9 protein-coding genes are annotated in these 14,770 nt (G+C 66.0%); 4 read left to right on the top strand and 5 right to left on the bottom strand.

Translation table 11 applies throughout. The annotated features are described in order from the left end of the window. Positions 1 to 3 precede the first annotated feature (3 nt). Genes PIB44_RS07660 through PIB44_RS07645 form a run of 4 tightly spaced genes read right to left on the bottom strand, consistent with a single transcriptional unit; the run spans position 4 to position 6,326 of the window. Positions 4 to 885: an SDR family NAD(P)-dependent oxidoreductase gene (locus PIB44_RS07660; protein ID WP_025976969.1), complete on the bottom strand. Its 882-nt coding sequence runs from the start codon at positions 883 to 885 to the stop codon at positions 4 to 6. Between the two features lie 60 nt (positions 886 to 945). Further along, complete coding sequence (locus tag PIB44_RS07655; protein WP_278070942.1) at positions 946 to 2,406, bottom strand: MFS transporter; 1,461 nt, start codon at positions 2,404 to 2,406, stop codon at positions 946 to 948. A gap of 47 nt (positions 2,407 to 2,453) precedes the next feature. Continuing rightward, positions 2,454 to 3,716: a serine hydrolase domain-containing protein gene (locus PIB44_RS07650; protein WP_278070941.1), complete on the bottom strand. Its 1,263-nt coding sequence runs from the start codon at positions 3,714 to 3,716 to the stop codon at positions 2,454 to 2,456. Between the two features lie 21 nt (positions 3,717 to 3,737). Beyond that, positions 3,738 to 6,326, bottom strand: coding sequence for a TonB-dependent receptor plug domain-containing protein (locus PIB44_RS07645; protein WP_278070940.1), 2,589 nt, complete (start codon positions 6,324 to 6,326; stop codon positions 3,738 to 3,740). A 262-nt stretch (positions 6,327 to 6,588) separates the two neighbouring features. On the opposite strand from PIB44_RS07645, the gene PIB44_RS07640 reads away from it, so the two are divergent. Beyond that, positions 6,589 to 7,293 (top strand): TetR/AcrR family transcriptional regulator, encoded by a 705-nt coding sequence (locus PIB44_RS07640; protein WP_025976855.1) that lies wholly within the window; start codon positions 6,589 to 6,591, stop codon positions 7,291 to 7,293. Between the two features lie 25 nt (positions 7,294 to 7,318). Here the strand turns inward: PIB44_RS07640 and PIB44_RS07635 are convergent, their stop codons facing one another. Continuing rightward, a complete protein-coding gene (locus PIB44_RS07635; protein ID WP_278070939.1) occupies positions 7,319 to 8,695 on the bottom strand; it encodes an AMP-binding protein in 1,377 nt (458 codons plus the stop codon). A 430-nt stretch (positions 8,696 to 9,125) separates the two neighbouring features. Between PIB44_RS07635 and PIB44_RS07630 the strand changes: the two genes are divergently transcribed. The 3 genes from PIB44_RS07630 to PIB44_RS07620 are packed head-to-tail and all read left to right on the top strand — an operon-like array spanning position 9,126 to position 14,747. After that, a complete protein-coding gene (locus tag PIB44_RS07630) occupies positions 9,126 to 9,914 on the top strand; it encodes an ImuA family protein (RefSeq protein ID WP_278070938.1) in 789 nt (262 codons plus the stop codon). Beyond that, positions 9,805 to 11,361, top strand: a complete 1,557-nt coding sequence (locus tag PIB44_RS07625; protein WP_278070937.1) for a Y-family DNA polymerase — start codon at positions 9,805 to 9,807, stop codon at positions 11,359 to 11,361. The genes PIB44_RS07630 and PIB44_RS07625 overlap by 110 nt, the downstream gene beginning before the upstream one ends. After that, on the top strand, positions 11,358 to 14,747 hold the full coding sequence (locus PIB44_RS07620; RefSeq protein ID WP_278070936.1) for an error-prone DNA polymerase: 3,390 nt from the start codon (positions 11,358 to 11,360) through the stop codon (positions 14,745 to 14,747). The genes PIB44_RS07625 and PIB44_RS07620 overlap by 4 nt, the downstream gene beginning before the upstream one ends. Positions 14,748 to 14,770: the final 23 nt, after the last annotated feature.

The following is a 14,770-nucleotide window of genomic DNA, read 5'->3' as shown; positions in this document are numbered from 1 at the left end:
TCCTCAGATACCGGGGCCGAAACCGGCCTTGCCCAGTTCCAGCTTCGATTGGTCAAAGGCTTGATGGGGGACGATATCGTTGGCCGGGTCGATCAGCTCGTCAAACCGTTCGACCAGGATCTCAGCGATATCGTCGGCATCGGCAGGCACGTGGATGCCGCGCGTCATAGAGATGCGGGCGGCCTCGAAGCTCTTGGCTCCGGCGCAGATGATGGTGCGGTTGGGCGCATCGGCGTGCACAAGCGCCAGCACCGCCGGCGAAACAAACTCGGGCCGGATCAGGTCCACGGTCTCTTGAGGCATCAGGCCTTCCATCATCTGCGTGGCGGCGGTCGGCGCCAGCGCATTGACGCGGATGTTGTAGCGCTCGCCTTCCAGCCCCAGCGTCTGCATGAAGCCGACTACGGCCATCTTGGCGGCGCTGTAGTTGGCCTGGCCGAAATTGCCGAAGATTCCAGACGACGAGCTGGTCATGACGATCCGGCCATAGTTCTGGGCCCGCATGATCTCCCAGACCGCCTTGGTCGGAATGACCGAACCCATGACATGGACGTCCAGGATCAGGCGGAACGAGTCGAGGTCCATCTTGCCGAAGCTCTTGTCGCGCAGGATGCCGGCGTTGTTCACCAGAATATCGATCCGGCCCCATTGCTCATGAGCCGTCTTGACCATGGCGTTGATGAAGGCCTCGTCCGTGACGGAGCCGATGGCCGCCATCGCCTCACCGCCAGCGGCCTTGATCTCGGCCACGACTGCGTCCGCGCCGGCGCCCATGTCGTTGACGACCACCTTGGCTCCGCGCTTGGCCAGCAACAGGGCGTGGGAGCGACCCAGGCCGCCGCCGGCGCCGGTCACAATGGCTACCTGGCCGTCAAGTCTGATCATGAGCGTTCTCCATTGTCGTAAAGCGGCCAGCCAGGCCCCCCGTCCCGGCTGGCCGCGCCGTCACTCGGCGCCGGCCTTGCGGGCGTCCAGAGCGGCGATGATTTCCGCGTGGCGCTTGCGTGTCAGGCGATAGCCGAACAGGAACAGCGGCGCGAGGAAGGCGATCAAAGCAGGCAGCGGGCCGGACGCCAGCGCCAGCTTGGTCAGGACCTCGCTGGGGATCACCAGATCCGGACGCGAAGCGATGTCCGTGGGGAAGCGGATCAAGTCCAGCGCCACGCCGGCGATCAGGCCCCCGACGCCCGAGGCCGCCTTGAACGCCAGCGTCAGACCCGAGAAGAACAGCCCTTCGCGGCGCACGCCGAAAAGATACTCATGCTCGTCTGCGGTGTCGGCCATCATCGACTGGAAGCCGACGCCGCCGACCATGATGGCGGTGCCCATGAGCATGCCGTTGATCAGCAGCACGATAGCCGCCGCGTCCGGCGTCAGTTTCACCGGCGACAGGACTTGGTAAAGCGGCGGCCAGAACAGCAGCACCGCAATGGCGAAATAGGCGATCAGCGACAGAGTGCGCTTTTCCATGCGGCGCAGGATCAGCGTGCTGAGCGGCGCCCCCAGGACTGGCCCCAGACAGGCGCTCAGCAGGATCATCTGGATAGCCGTCGTATCCAGCCCCCAGAAGTAACGGCTTGAATGCAGGGCCAGCGACGAATGGGTCGAATAGGCCAGAAAATACAGCAGCACCGTTCCGAACAGCAGCATGAAGGAGCGGTTGCGCTTCAACTCCTTCATCTCGCGGAAGAAGCCCAGCAGGAGGTTCTCCTTGCTCTTCTCCGGCCCGTGCAGGCGGGGCTGAACCGACCAGACCGAGCGAATGGCGATCATGCCGGCCAGGAACATGGCGAAGGCGCAGGTCCAGCCGAACGGGACATAGTTTTCGCGCTCCAACATCCCCGTGGCGCCGGACATGAAGACGCCCAGACCCAGGACCACGCCGAGCAGGATGCCGGCGTTCTGGAACGACAGGCGATAGGCCACGATGCTGGCCCGCTCTGTATGGTTGTCGGTCACCTCGGCGCCGACAGCGGTATAGGGCAGCACGAAACCCGACAGCGAGACCCGCAGCACCACCAGACAGACGGTGGCGTAGATGAACTGCGCCGCTCCGGTCAGGCTCTCCGGCATGGAGAACAGCAGGCCGAACGACAGGACGAAGGGGATCAGGCCCAACGCCATGAAAGGCACTCGGCGGCCATAGCGGGATTTCAGCCGGTCGCTGGCCAGGCCGATGGCCGGATCGGCCACCCCGTCCACCAGCAGAGCGATCATCTTGGCCAGCCCGGCCATGGTGCCGCTCATGCCGCAGACGGCCGTGAGGAAGAACAGCAGGAAGAAGCCGAAGCCAGCGACGACAATGCCGTCGGCCAAGGCTCCCGAACCGTAGGTGAGTTTGAAAACGCGTTTGAGAGGCTGGCTACGCAGCGCCGCCCGTGTCGCTGGGTTACTGGTGTGACTCATGCCGCTCCCCACATGCTTTCGCCCCGAACTCCACGGCCAGATCGCGCCTAGCGCCCGGCCCCGTTGAGTGCGCCATAGATGCCTTGCTGGAACACCGGCAGGGCCTTGCGCCCGGCGGCGCCGCGCCCCGTGGCGATCGTCGAGCCGCTGTTGGCGGAAACCGGCACCTGGTGCTGGATCAGGAAGATCATCACCATGTCGTTGGCCGGATCGGCCTGCCACCACGTGCCGAACACGCCCGGCCAGGTGAAGCTGCCGACTTCGCCGTAGCCATAAGGGTTGTCGGTCAGCTCCTCGGTGATCGCCAGACCCAGGCCGAAGCCGGACTTGGTCCACAGATCCATGCCCGCGAACGGATACGCCCGCTGTTCCGGCGTCAGGCGGTTGGTCAGCATCAGCTCGACCGTCTCTGGCTTGAGCAGACGAACGTCGTCCAGCTCGCCGCCGTTCAGCAGCATACGAACGAAGCGGTGATAGTCTGGTGCGGTCGACACCAGTCCGCCGCCCGCCGGCGTATATTCGGGCGGGGCGTCGAAGACCGGGATGTCCACCCGGGCCAGTCCATCCACGCCCTCCAGATAGGCATAGAGGCTGGCCAGACGATCCAGCTTGTCTTTCGGCAGCCAGAAGTCGGTGTCCATCATCCCCAGCGGATGCAGCACCTTCTCCAGCATGGCCTCGCGCACCGAAACGCCGAGGACGCGGCCGATCAGGAAGCCGAGAACCTCGGTCGAATGCCCATAGTGGAAATGATGCCCCGGCTGGCACGACAGCGGCAACGTCCCCAGCCCCGCCAGCCATTCATCGACCGACTTTTCATTGATGCCGGGATCGCCCAGCGCCGCATTATAGGCCGCCTGGATGGGGCCTTCGGAAAAGGGCGCATAGGCCAGTCCCGACCGGTGGGTCAGAAGGTCCTCGACCGTGATGTCGCGATGAGCCGGCTCGGTCTGGTCCAGCGGGCCTGCCGGGTCGAGCAGAACCTGACGATTGGCCAACTCGGGGATCCAGCGCGTGACTGGATCCTCGAGCGCCATCAAGCCTTCCTCCACCAGCATCATGGCCAGGACCGAGGTCACCGGCTTGCTCATCGAGGCGATGCGGAACTGGCTGTCCGGACGCATCGGCTTTTTAGCCTCGCGGTCCTGCCAGCCGATCTGCTCCTCATAGAAGACCTGCCCGTTACGCGAGGCCAGCGCCACCATCCCGGCCAGTTCATCGCGATCGACGAAGGCTTGCAGTTTCGGGCGAATGGCCTTCAGGGTTTCCGGATCAAAGCCCAGAGACCGGGCCAGTGCTTCATGACTCATCACGCCACCACAGGTCGCTGCTTAGAACTTCTTGCGCAGGTTCAGCGCAACGAAACGGCCAATGGGGTTGTAGGCCCCGCCGATGCCGTCGGTGGCCGGGAAGTAAGGCGGGGTCTCGTCCAGCAGGTCATTGACCTGGAGCGAAGCCGTCATGCCTTGCGACCAGCCGGCGTCGGGCAGCGTCCAGGACACGCGCAGGTCGACCGTCACGTACGGCGAGGAAGTGTACTGGGCCACGCCGGTCGGGGTGGCGTAGTTGTTGGTGTATTCGCCGCGGAAGTTGACGAAGCTCGCCACGCTCCAGGCGCCCACGTCGGCGCCAAGGGTGAAGCGCGCCGTCGTTTGCGGAATGCCCAGGTCCAGGCTGTCGGCCACTGCTGAGTTCGGCGTCTGTTTGACGTCGTAGTTCAGGATGTAGTTGGCCGACAGGTCCGCATAGACCAACCCGAAATCGGTCGGCCAGTTGTAGCGGAAGAACATGTCCAGACCGTCAGTGCTGCGCATCCCGAAGTTGTTGAGGCGCAGGTCGAGGAAGTTCACGGCCGCCGGGATCGCCGACGGAACGTTGACGTTCACATGGCCGGCCAGCAGGGCCTGAAGCTCGCTCGCGGTCGGGTCGCGCTGGATGACCTTGGAGAAGGTCGGGTCGGTGAAGACCATGGCGGCCGACGGCACGCCGATCGTGTTGATGTACTCGATATTGTAGTAGGTGACGCTGGCCTTGAAGTTGGGTGCGAACGACGGCGTCCAGTCCGCGCCCAGCGACCAGGTTTCAGCCTCTTCCGGCTGCAGGTTCTTGTTCCCGCCCAGCAGATAGATGGTGGCGACCTGATTGGGGCCGCGCGTCGGGTCATTGGCGCCGACGACCGAAGTGGCCGCATCCAGATAATAGGCCCCGACCGTCGCGCCGATCTGGCGCATGCCCGGCGCACGGAACGATTGGCCGTAAGAAGCGCGCAGGTCCAGACCGTCTGCAGGCGTCCAGTTCACGCCGACCTTCGGGTTCGAGGTTTCGCCGAAGTCGCTGTATTTATCATAGCGGCCCGACAGCGACAGCGACAGCTTCTGCACCAGCGGCAGGGCGTTGGCTTCGCTGACCAGCGGGGCGAAGATTTCGCCGTAGAACGAGCTGATATCGCGGTCGAGCTTCTCGGGCACCGGAGAGACCCCCACGACCCCGCGCTGCTCAAAGGTTTCCTTCCGGTATTCGGCGCCCAGAGCGATTTTCATCGTGCCGCCGGGCAGCTCGAACAGCGGACCGCTCAAACGGGCCGAAGCCATGTCCATGGCCTGAGTGATGCCCACAGCCGTAGCCGCATTGGAGAGGACGGCCTGTTTGACCGCTTCCGAAGTGCCATCGCCGAACGGATCCAGCGCCGTCGCCGCCGTGGTTCCGAAACCCGCCGCCATGATCGCCGCAGTGTTGATGGCCGGAATATAGGCGTCGTTGTCCGTCCGGCCGAACGTGCCGCCCAGCGTCAGTTCAAACTCGCGCGGCAGCTGGAAATCAACGCCCGCCGAGCCGTTGAAGACCTGCTTGTCGTCCCGGTTGATGAAGTGGTCGGCGCCGACGATGTTGTCCGGGCGGAACAGCACATAGGCCACATTGGCCGCGCCGCCCGCCGGGCCTCTGAAGAAGGGATTGGCGGCGCTCATCGCCACCGATTGAACCGGCAGCCCCACGCGCATTTCGTCATGGCGATCGGCATAGAGGGCCTCGCCCCACAGCCGGATCTTGTCAGAGACAAGATACTCGCCCGACGCGAACAGGCTGTGCAGTTCTGTCGAGGGGTAGAGATCGACTACGGCGCCGTTGTCGCAGTAGTTCTTCGTGCCGGCGACCAGGGCCGGCGCCGCGTGATACACGGCGTAGAAGCTCGTATCGTACAGCACGTTCGGCGTCGGGCAGTTGACCGCACGCGCGTCCAGACCGCCCTGTTTGGTGAAGTCCTGCGTACGATAGTCGCGGTCGCCGCCGGTGATGCTGTCGTTCTGGGTATACTGATAGGCGACCAGCGCCGAGCCGCGCTCGAACGTCTTGCCGGCCAGCACGCCGAAGTGGCCCTGATAATAGGCGTCGCCCACGCCGTAGTTGGCGCTCGCCTCGACGCCGTCGACACGGCGACGGGTGATGAAGTTGACCACGCCCGTGACAGCGTCGGAGCCGTAGATCGAAGAGGCGCCGTCGGCCACGACCTCCACACGCTCAATGGCCAGAGCCGGGATCAACGGATAGTCGGGCGCGGTGTCATTGGCCGCGGCCGCCACCAGGCGGTGACCGTTCATCAGCGGCAGGGTGGCGCTGGACGGCAGACCACGCATGCCCGGCGCAAAGGTGCCGAAACCGCCGCTGGCGGCCACAGGCGCGGTGTTGAAGCTGTTCAGCTGGGGCACGGACGCCAGAATGTCCGGCGTATTGGCCGCACCAAGACGCTCGACATCCGCGCGGCTCACGCCGATGAGGTTGGAGCCCACCGGGGGCACGCCGCGGATGCTCGTCCCCGTGACGATGATCTCATCGACGGCGACGGCCTCGTCGTCAGGGCCGACCTCTTGGGCCTGAACCTGGCCGGCCGCCAGCATGAGGGTGAGCAGAGAAGCGCCGCACACGGCTGCGCGCTTCGTCGAATGACGAACGACTTTCAAATTGACCTCCCGATGGCGACTTTGGCCGCTCTAGTTCGTGGCCGCCGCCTCGGCCAGCCACCCATTCATTCACTTAGCACTAAATGAAACTTTCCCGTCAAGTTCATTTTGTCGCAGCTAAATGAAATGCGTGTTATTCATGACGGAGCATCGCGCCAGCCGCTCGGATGGGTACCGTTTCATCCAGCCCGTCACGTCAGAGCGCCTACTGGAGAGTCCCGCCCCAATGGCCACCACGCCTGAGAAAAAAGTCCGCCGCTCGCGCGCTGAACAACGCGCAGCGACCGAAAAACTGATTCTCGACACGGCGGAGGATCTATTCTCTCAACGCGGCTACTTCGGCGTCACGATCAAGGATGTCGCAGACGCCATGGGCATCCACCCCGCCCTGATCCACTACTACCACGACGGCAAGCAGTCATTGTTCGAGGCTGTGTGGGAGCGGCGGGTTGAACTGGCCGTATCGGCGCGTATCGCCGGGCTGGACGACTACGCCAATGCCGTCGGCGACAACGTGACCATCGAGGGGGCCCTGCGCGCTTTCTACGACAACGCCTTTGACGCCTATATCCATGGCGAAGAAGGCTGGCGCAGCTTTGGCCGCATCTTCGCCCAGGTCAACAATGCGCCCGGCTACGGCACGGAGCTGATGGACGAGTATTTCGATCCCCTGGTGCTGCGCCTGATCGAACTGTTGAAGAAGGCCGTCCCTGATGCGAGCGACGAAGACCTCTTCTGGTGTTTCCAACTGACGTCCGGCGCCTACACCCTGATCCTGTCGCGCACGGGCCGGATTGACCGTCTATCGAACGGCGCTTGCAGTTCTGACGACTTTCAAGCCGTGCGGGAGCGTTTCGTCACCTTCATGGCCGCGGGCTTCGCCGCCGTCTTCGCCGCCAGCAAGAAAAAGGACGCGCCCCAGTCAAGCTGACGCGCGTCCCGACCGGCCGCAATCCTTATTGAGGCAGGCGCGCCTGCCTCAAAGCGGCGCGCCGGACCTTGCCCGCTTCGTCACGTAAGGCCTCGTTGGTGAACTCAATGCGTTTCGGCATCTTGTAACGGCTCAGCGTCGCGCTGATGAACTCCAGCAAAACCTCTTCGCTGAGGGTCGAGCCGTCCATCGGCTGCACGATGGCGTGCACCACTGAACCCCATTCATCGTGCGGCAACCCGATCACGGCGCTGCCGCGCACGTCCGGATGAGCTTCCAGCGCCGCCTCGACTTCGGCCGGATAGATATTGGCGCCGCCCGAGATGATCAGGTCGTTGCGACGGTCCGACAGATACAGATAGCCCTCCGCATCCACGCTGCCGAGGTCGCCCATGGTCTCGTATTCGCCGACCAGGCGCGAGTCGCTGCCCAGATAATGGTAGGTCGACGACGGTCCGGTTTCTGGTCGGAAAAAGACCTCGCCCACCTCGCCCACCGCACATTCACGGCCATCGGCGTCGAGGATCCTAAGATCATAGCCAGGACGGACCTTGCCCACCGAACCCTTACGCTGCAGCCAGTCGGTCCCGGAAATGATGGTCGAGCCTGTCGCCTCTGTGGTGCCGTAATATTCCCAGACGCGATCGCTACCCAACCAGTCGATCCAGGCTTCCTTGAGCCAGGGCGCGCAGGGCGCCGCCATGTGCAGCATCATGCGCAGGGTCGGAAGCTTGTAGCGGCCCAGGACCTCCGGCCCCAGCTGCCAGATGCGGTGCATCATGGTCGGAACCATGGTCACCCAGTTGACGCCATGCTCTTCGATCAGATCGAGGGCCCGCTGGGCGTCGAACTTCTGCATCTCCACAATGGTGTTGCCGGTGAACATGGCCATGGTGATGCAGTGGAACGGCGCGTTGTGATACAGCGGCCCCGGGTTCAGGACGACCTCGCCGGGTTGCTGGTGCAGGAAACCCTCGGTGGTGTTCCACTGCGCCGGCATGGCGTCGACGATCACCTTGGGCCGCCCGGTGGACCCCCCGCTGGTCATGGCCTTCCAGTTCCTGGCGATAGCCGGCGGCAGAGGTTCGGCCGAAAGCGCCCGATACCCGTCGAAGGCGCCATCTACCGTGGGGATGTCCTCGCGCGGGCATTGGCCGACGAACAGGCGCGGCCCCACCAGGTCAAGGATGTGCTCCAACTCGACCGGCGCCAAGCGAGCGGACACCACGTTCGGGGTCGCCCCCAGCTTCCAAATACCAAAGATCGTTTCGTAGAAGTCCAGCCCGTTCGGCAGCGCCACGGTGACATAGTCGTCCTGCCCCACCCCACGAGCCTGCATGAAGCGCGCGCGTTTCGTCGAGCGCGCGTCCAACTCCGCATAGGTCAGACGCAGGTCGTCCATGATGAGCGCAAGGCGCCCAGGATTCCTCGCCGCGTGATGAGCGAGGATCGAGCACAGCGGCACAGTGTTATCAGTCACGTTTTTGAAGCCTCCCATACGCCGGGCTGGCCTCTAGAACCCTCTCCGGCCCTCGTTCATTAACTTAGCGCTAAATGAATGAAAAGCGGTATGCCCCATCCGAGCACCAAAATACTTTTAGGGCCGCCCCCCCGTTGCGTTGCGCCAGCACGACCAAGCGCGCTCCGTCTTAGGCCCAGGAGTCGTAGCGTGTGGCGACATGCCGCCCGTCACTCAAACATCATCTCAAATCGGCGCCGCCGTCTTATCATTGCAGGGCGCTAAACGGAGATCGCCGGGCCCTACGCTCCGGGCTGGATAATCTTTCTGCCTCGCTTGACTCCTCCCATGGGCAGGAGCGCATATAGAACAAATGAGGAACATTTGTTCACAACCAGAAGCGCTGACTGCGCTGAAGGCGCGACTGGAGGCGCTTGAGCGATGTGGCGCACGACGCGTCGCTACACCTGAACGTCATGCGGGTGAGGATGTCTTCGCCCCTCTGGCGACCGGCGTGGTTCACGATCTCTACGCCGCTGCGCCCGCTGACGCGGTGGCGGTCAACGCCTTCGGGCTGGGCATGGCGCTGCGGGCGGCGGCGGAGCGGCCCATCGTCTGGGGCCTGCATGAGATGATGGCCCAGGAGGCGGGGCGGCCGCACGGTCCGGGCCTGCATGAGATGGGGCTGTCGCCGCGGGACTTGTTGCTGGTGCGGGCGCGCGACGTGCAGACCCTGCTGGCCGTGGGCGAAGAGGCCCTCCGCAGTCCCGCCGTGGGCGCCGTGCTGTTGAGCGCCTGGGGCGAGGCCAAGGCCTTCAGCCTGACGGCCAGCCGGCGACTGGCTCTGGCGGCCGAGGCGGGCGGCGCGACCCTGTTCCTGGCGCGGGCGGGCGCCCTGCCCTGCCCCAGCGCGGCCGAGACCCGCTGGTCAGTGGCGTCCTGCGCTTCAGAACCCTTGGAAGGCGAGGCGCCGGGGCGGCCGTCTTTTTCGGCGACCCTGCTGCGGCGGCGCGGCGGCGGGGCGACCGGAACCTGGATCATGGAGTGGGATCGTGAACAGCGAACCTTCCGCGCACCCGCGCCGCTATCTGGCGGTCTGGTTCCCCTGGCTGCCCAGCGACCGACTGCGGCGTCAGGAGCAGCGCGAAGACGCGCCGCCTGAGGATACGCCCGTCGTCCTGGCCGAGAAGATCAAGGGCGCCCTGCGGCTAGCGGCGGTCGATCCGACGGCCGCGCGAGCGGGACTGACCCCCGGCCTCGCCCTGGCCGATGCGCGGGCGCGGACTCCCGCCTTGCGCGTCGTCGCCCATCGACCGGACCTGGACGACGCCCTGCTGGGACGGGTGTTGGAGGATTTCGGCCGCTTCACCCCCATGATCGCGCTCGACCCGCCGCACGGCCTGATGTTGGACGTGACCGGCTGCGCCCACCTGTTCGGCGGCGAAGCGGACCTGATGCGGACGGTTCAGACGCGTGCCGAACGCGCCGGGCTTCAAACGCGATGCGCCCTGGCCGCAACGCCTCAGGTCGCTCGCGCCCTGGCGCGTTTCGGACCCGGCGGGCGGTTCGAGCCCGAGCAGGAGCGCGCCGCCGCACGCCGCCTGCCCGTCGCCGCTCTGGAGTTGCCGCAAAAGGAGGAACAGGCCTTGCGCCGCGCAGGGCTGAAACGTCTGGCTGACCTGGACGACCGGCCCCGCGCGCCTTTGGCCGCCCGTTTCGGCGCCGATTTTCCCGCCCAGCTGGCGCGAGTTCTGGGCGACGAGGACGTGCGCATCTCCCCGCATCGTCCGGCCGCACCCGTCGTGGTCGACCGCGTCTTCTTCGAGCCGATCTCGGCGCCTGAAGACATCGAGCGGGTTCTGTCCGACCTGCTGATCGAGACCATGGACCGACTGGATCAGACGGGCCTAGGCGGCCGCGCCTTCGAGGCCGGCTTCTATCGCGTGGACGGCGAGACGCGTCGGATCGCCGTCCGCACCGGCCGTCCGACCCGCGACGCGCACGCGACCCTGCGGCTGTTCCGCGAGCGGATGGCGGCCCTGGCCGTCCCGCTGGACCCCGGCTTCGGCTTCGACCAGATGCGGATGTCCGTGCCCTGGACCCAGATCCTGGCGCCAGCCCAGCAGGGACTGGAGCGCGAGACGCCCGGCGAGGAGGCATTCAGTCATTTGGTCGACCGGCTGACAGCGCGCCTGGGGCCAGAGGCCGTGCTGCGTTTCGAGCCCTTCGCCTCGCACATTCCCGAACGGGCGGCGCGGCTGGTTCCGGCCTCGGCCCGCCATGGCGCCGAGACCTGGCCCGACCTCGATCCCGACGATCCGCCCTTGCGGCCCTTGCAGATGTTCGATCCGCCCCAGCCGGTCGAAACCCTGGCCGAAGTCCCTGACGGCTATCCTCTGAAGTTCCGCTGGCGCCGCGTCCTGCACGAGGTGACGCGCGCCGAAGGACCCGAGCGGATCAGCGGCGAATGGTGGCGCGCTCCGGGCCAACGCACCCGCGACTATTACCGGGTCGAGGATCGGGACGGCCGTCGCTTCTGGCTGTTCCGCCAGGGCCTCTATGGCGAGACGCCCGAGCCGCGCTGGTTCATCCACGGCCTGTTCGCATGAGCAGGCTCGACCCTGGCGGCGCCTATGCCGAACTGGCGACGGCCAGCAACTTCTCCTTCCTGCGCGGCGCCTCGCATCCCAAGGATCTGGTGCTGACCGCGATCCTGCGCGGCCATGCCGGACTGGGGCTGGCCGACCGCAACACCGTGGCGGGCGTGGTGCGAGCCTGGAGCGCGCTGAAGGAGCTACGGGCCGAAGGTCTGGCTCCCCCGGACAAGGTGCGCGAGGGCGGCAGTCCGGGCGAGATCGCCTTCATCGAGAATCCGCTGAACGATCCAGCCCTGTCCGAAGAGGTAAAGCGGCGCGCGGCGGACTTCCGCCTGCTGACAGGCGCGCGGCTGGTCTTCAACGACGGGACGCCGGACGTCATCGCCTATCCCGAAACGCGCGCGGGCTGGGGCCGCCTGACGCGCCTGCTGACCCTGGGCAATCGCCGGGCTAAAAAGGGCGAGTGCGAGATCGGCCTGCGCGACCTGCTGGCCGATCCTGAAGACCTGCTGCTGATCCTGGTCCCGCCGGATCGGCTGACAGGGCTGGAAGAGGTGCTGACTCGCATGACCGAGGCGGCGCCGGGCGCGGTCTGGCTGGGCGCCGCCCTGCACAGGCGCGGCGACGACCGGCGCCGGCTGGCCCGGCTGAAGGCCATGGCGGCGCGGGCGGACGTTCCGCTGCTGGCGCTGAACGACGTCCTCTACGCCGCGCCCGATGACCGGGACCTGCAGGACGTCCTGACCTGCATCCGCGAAGGCGTGAGCATCGAGACCGCCGGCCGTCGGCTGGAAGCCAACGCTGAACGCTGGCTGAAGCCCGTGGACGAAATGGTCCATCTGTTCAAAGACGCGCCCGAGGCGGCAGCCGAGACGACGGCCTTCCTGTCGCGCGCGACCTTCGATCTGTCTGAGCTCAGCTATCAATACCCGGAAGAGCCGGTCCCGCCCGATTGGACCCCGCAGGCCTGGCTGGAAGAGCTTACGGGGCGTCACGCCGCCATGCGCTATCCCGACGGCGTTCCCGACAAGGTCCAGGCCCTGCTGGACAAGGAACTGGCCTTTATCGCCCGCAAGGACATCGCCCCCTATTTCCTGACAATCTTCGACATCGTCCGCGTGGCGCGTGACAAGCGCATCCTGTGTCAGGGGCGCGGCTCGGCCGCCAACTCGGCGGTCTGCTACGTCCTGGGCATCACCTCGGTGGATCCGATGGACTCCGATCTGCTTTTCGAGCGCTTCTTGTCCGAGGACCGTAACGAACCGCCCGACATCGATGTCGATTTCGAGCATGAGCGGCGCGAAGAGATCATCCAGCACATCTACGAACGCTATGGGCGCCACCGCGCCGGCATCGCCGCCACCGTCATCCACTTCCGCCCCCGCAGCGCCATCCGCGAGGTGGGCAAGGTCCTGGGCCTGACCGAGGACATCACCGCCCGTCTGGCCGCCAGCCACTGGGGCAGTTGGGGAACCGAGATCGACGATCGCCACGTCATTCAGGCGGGACTGGACGCCGCCAACCCCATGATCGCCCGCGCGGTCGAGATGGCGTCTCGCCTGCTGAACTTTCCCCGTCATCTCAGCCAGCACGTGGGAGGCTTCGTCCTGACCCAGGACCGGCTGGACGAGATGGTCCCCATAGGCAACGCAGCCATGCCGGACCGGACTTTCATCGAATGGGACAAGGACGACATCGACGCCCTGCGCCTGATGAAGGTCGATGTTCTGGCGCTCGGCATGCTGACCTGCATCCGCAAGGCCTTCGACCTGATCCGCACGCATGAGCATGAGGACTGGGAACTGCACACCCTCCCGCGCGAGGACCCGGCCGTTTACGATATGCTGTGTCGGGGCCAGTCCATCGGGGTCTTCCAGGTCGAAAGCCGGGCCCAGATCAACATGCTGCCCCGCCTAAGGCCACGCTGCCTCTACGATCTCGTCATCCAGGTCGCCATTGTCCGCCCTGGCCCGATTCAGGGCGACATGGTCCACCCCTATCTGCGTCGCCGCAACAAGGAGGAGGAGGTCGTCTATTCCTCGCCCTCCCCCGATCACGGGCCGCCCGACGAACTGGAACAGGTGTTGCACAAGACCCTCGGCGTGCCCCTGTTTCAGGAGCAGGCGATGAAACTGGCCATCGTCGCCGCCGAATTCAGCGACCGCGAGGCCAATGGCCTGCGCAAGGCCATGGGCACGTTCCGCGGCGACGGCAAACTGCACGCCTATGAGACTCGCATGGTCAGTCGGATGGTCGCGCGCGGCTATGATCCAGCCTTCGCTCAGCGCTGCTTCGACCAGATCAAGGGCTTCGGCTCCTACGGCTTCCCCGAAAGCCACGCCGCCAGTTTCGCCCGGCTGGTCTACGTCTCGTCGTGGATCAAGCATCGCCACCCGGCGGCCTTCGCCTGCGCCCTGCTGAACAGCCAGCCCATGGGCTTCTATGCCCCCGCCCAGATCGTGCGCGAGGCGCAGAAGGTCGGCGGGGTCGAGGTGCGCCCCATCGACGTCTCATACAGCCACTGGGACAACAGTCTGGAGGGCCCTGCCGACGCGCCCATTCTGCGCCTGGGCCTTCGCCAGATCGACGGCTTCAGAGAGGACTGGGCCAACGCCTTGTCGACAGCGCGGGCCCAAAGGCCCTTCGCCGATGTCGAAACCCTGGCCCGCCGCGCCGAACTGCCCGCCGCCGCCATGCGCAAGCTGGCCGACGCCGACGCCTTCCGGTCCCTGGGCCAGGACCGTCGCGAGGCCTTGTGGGCGGTGCGTCGCCTACCCGACGACGATCCTCTGCCCCTGTTCGCCGCCGCCGAGGCGCGCGAGCGCGGCGCCCGCGAACTGGGGGCTGAACCTGACGCCCATCTGCCCCTGATGCCGCTGGGCGAGCACGTCGCCGCCGACTATCAGACCGCGCGCCTGTCGTTGAAGGCCCACCCCATGGCCATCCTGCGCCCCATCTTCGCCGCTGACCGCGTGCTGACCTGCGCGGCGACTGAGGCCAAGCGCGGCGGCTCCGTCGTACAGGTCGCAGGCGTGGTCCTGGTGCGTCAGCGGCCGGGCAAGGGCGCCGCCGTCTTCGTCACCCTGGAGGACGAGACGGGCATCACCAATGTGGTCCTGTGGGCGCGGATGCTGGACCAGTTCCGGCGCGAGGTCATGGGCGCCCGCCTGATGCAGGTCGAAGGCGTGGTCGAGAAAAGCCCTGAAGGCGTCGTCCACGTGGTCGCCCGCCGCATCCTCGACCGCAGCGCAGAACTGTCCCGCCTGTCGGAGGACCACGAGGCCCACATTCAACTGTCTCGCGCTGACGTCGTCGCTCACCCGCAGCCGTCGCGCCACCCGTCCCACCGGCACCCGCGCGACGTGCGCATCCTGCCGGGGTCGCGGGATTTTCATTGATCTGAGGTCTTGGCGGCTGCTCC

This window comes from Brevundimonas sanguinis (assembly GCF_029636725.1).
GTDB lineage: Bacteria > Pseudomonadota > Alphaproteobacteria > Caulobacterales > Caulobacteraceae > Brevundimonas > Brevundimonas sanguinis.
Note: the sequence above shows the minus strand (reverse complement) of the source record. Positions and strands in the feature narration are given on the sequence as shown.

Coding starts and splice junctions, on each gene's coding strand:
- PIB44_RS07660 (WP_025976969.1), bottom strand. CDS start 885: ATGATCAGACTTGACGGCCAGGTAGCCATTGTGACCGGCGCCGGCGGC.
- PIB44_RS07655 (WP_278070942.1), bottom strand. CDS start 2,406: ATGAGTCACACCAGTAACCCAGCGACACGGGCGGCGCTGCGTAGCCAG.
- PIB44_RS07650 (WP_278070941.1), bottom strand. CDS start 3,716: ATGAGTCATGAAGCACTGGCCCGGTCTCTGGGCTTTGATCCGGAAACC.
- PIB44_RS07640 (WP_025976855.1), top strand. CDS start 6,589: ATGGCCACCACGCCTGAGAAAAAAGTCCGCCGCTCGCGCGCTGAACAA.
- PIB44_RS07635 (WP_278070939.1), bottom strand. CDS start 8,695: ATGGACGACCTGCGTCTGACCTATGCGGAGTTGGACGCGCGCTCGACG.
- PIB44_RS07630 (WP_278070938.1), top strand. CDS start 9,126: ATGAGGAACATTTGTTCACAACCAGAAGCGCTGACTGCGCTGAAGGCG.
- PIB44_RS07620 (WP_278070936.1), top strand. CDS start 11,358: ATGAGCAGGCTCGACCCTGGCGGCGCCTATGCCGAACTGGCGACGGCC.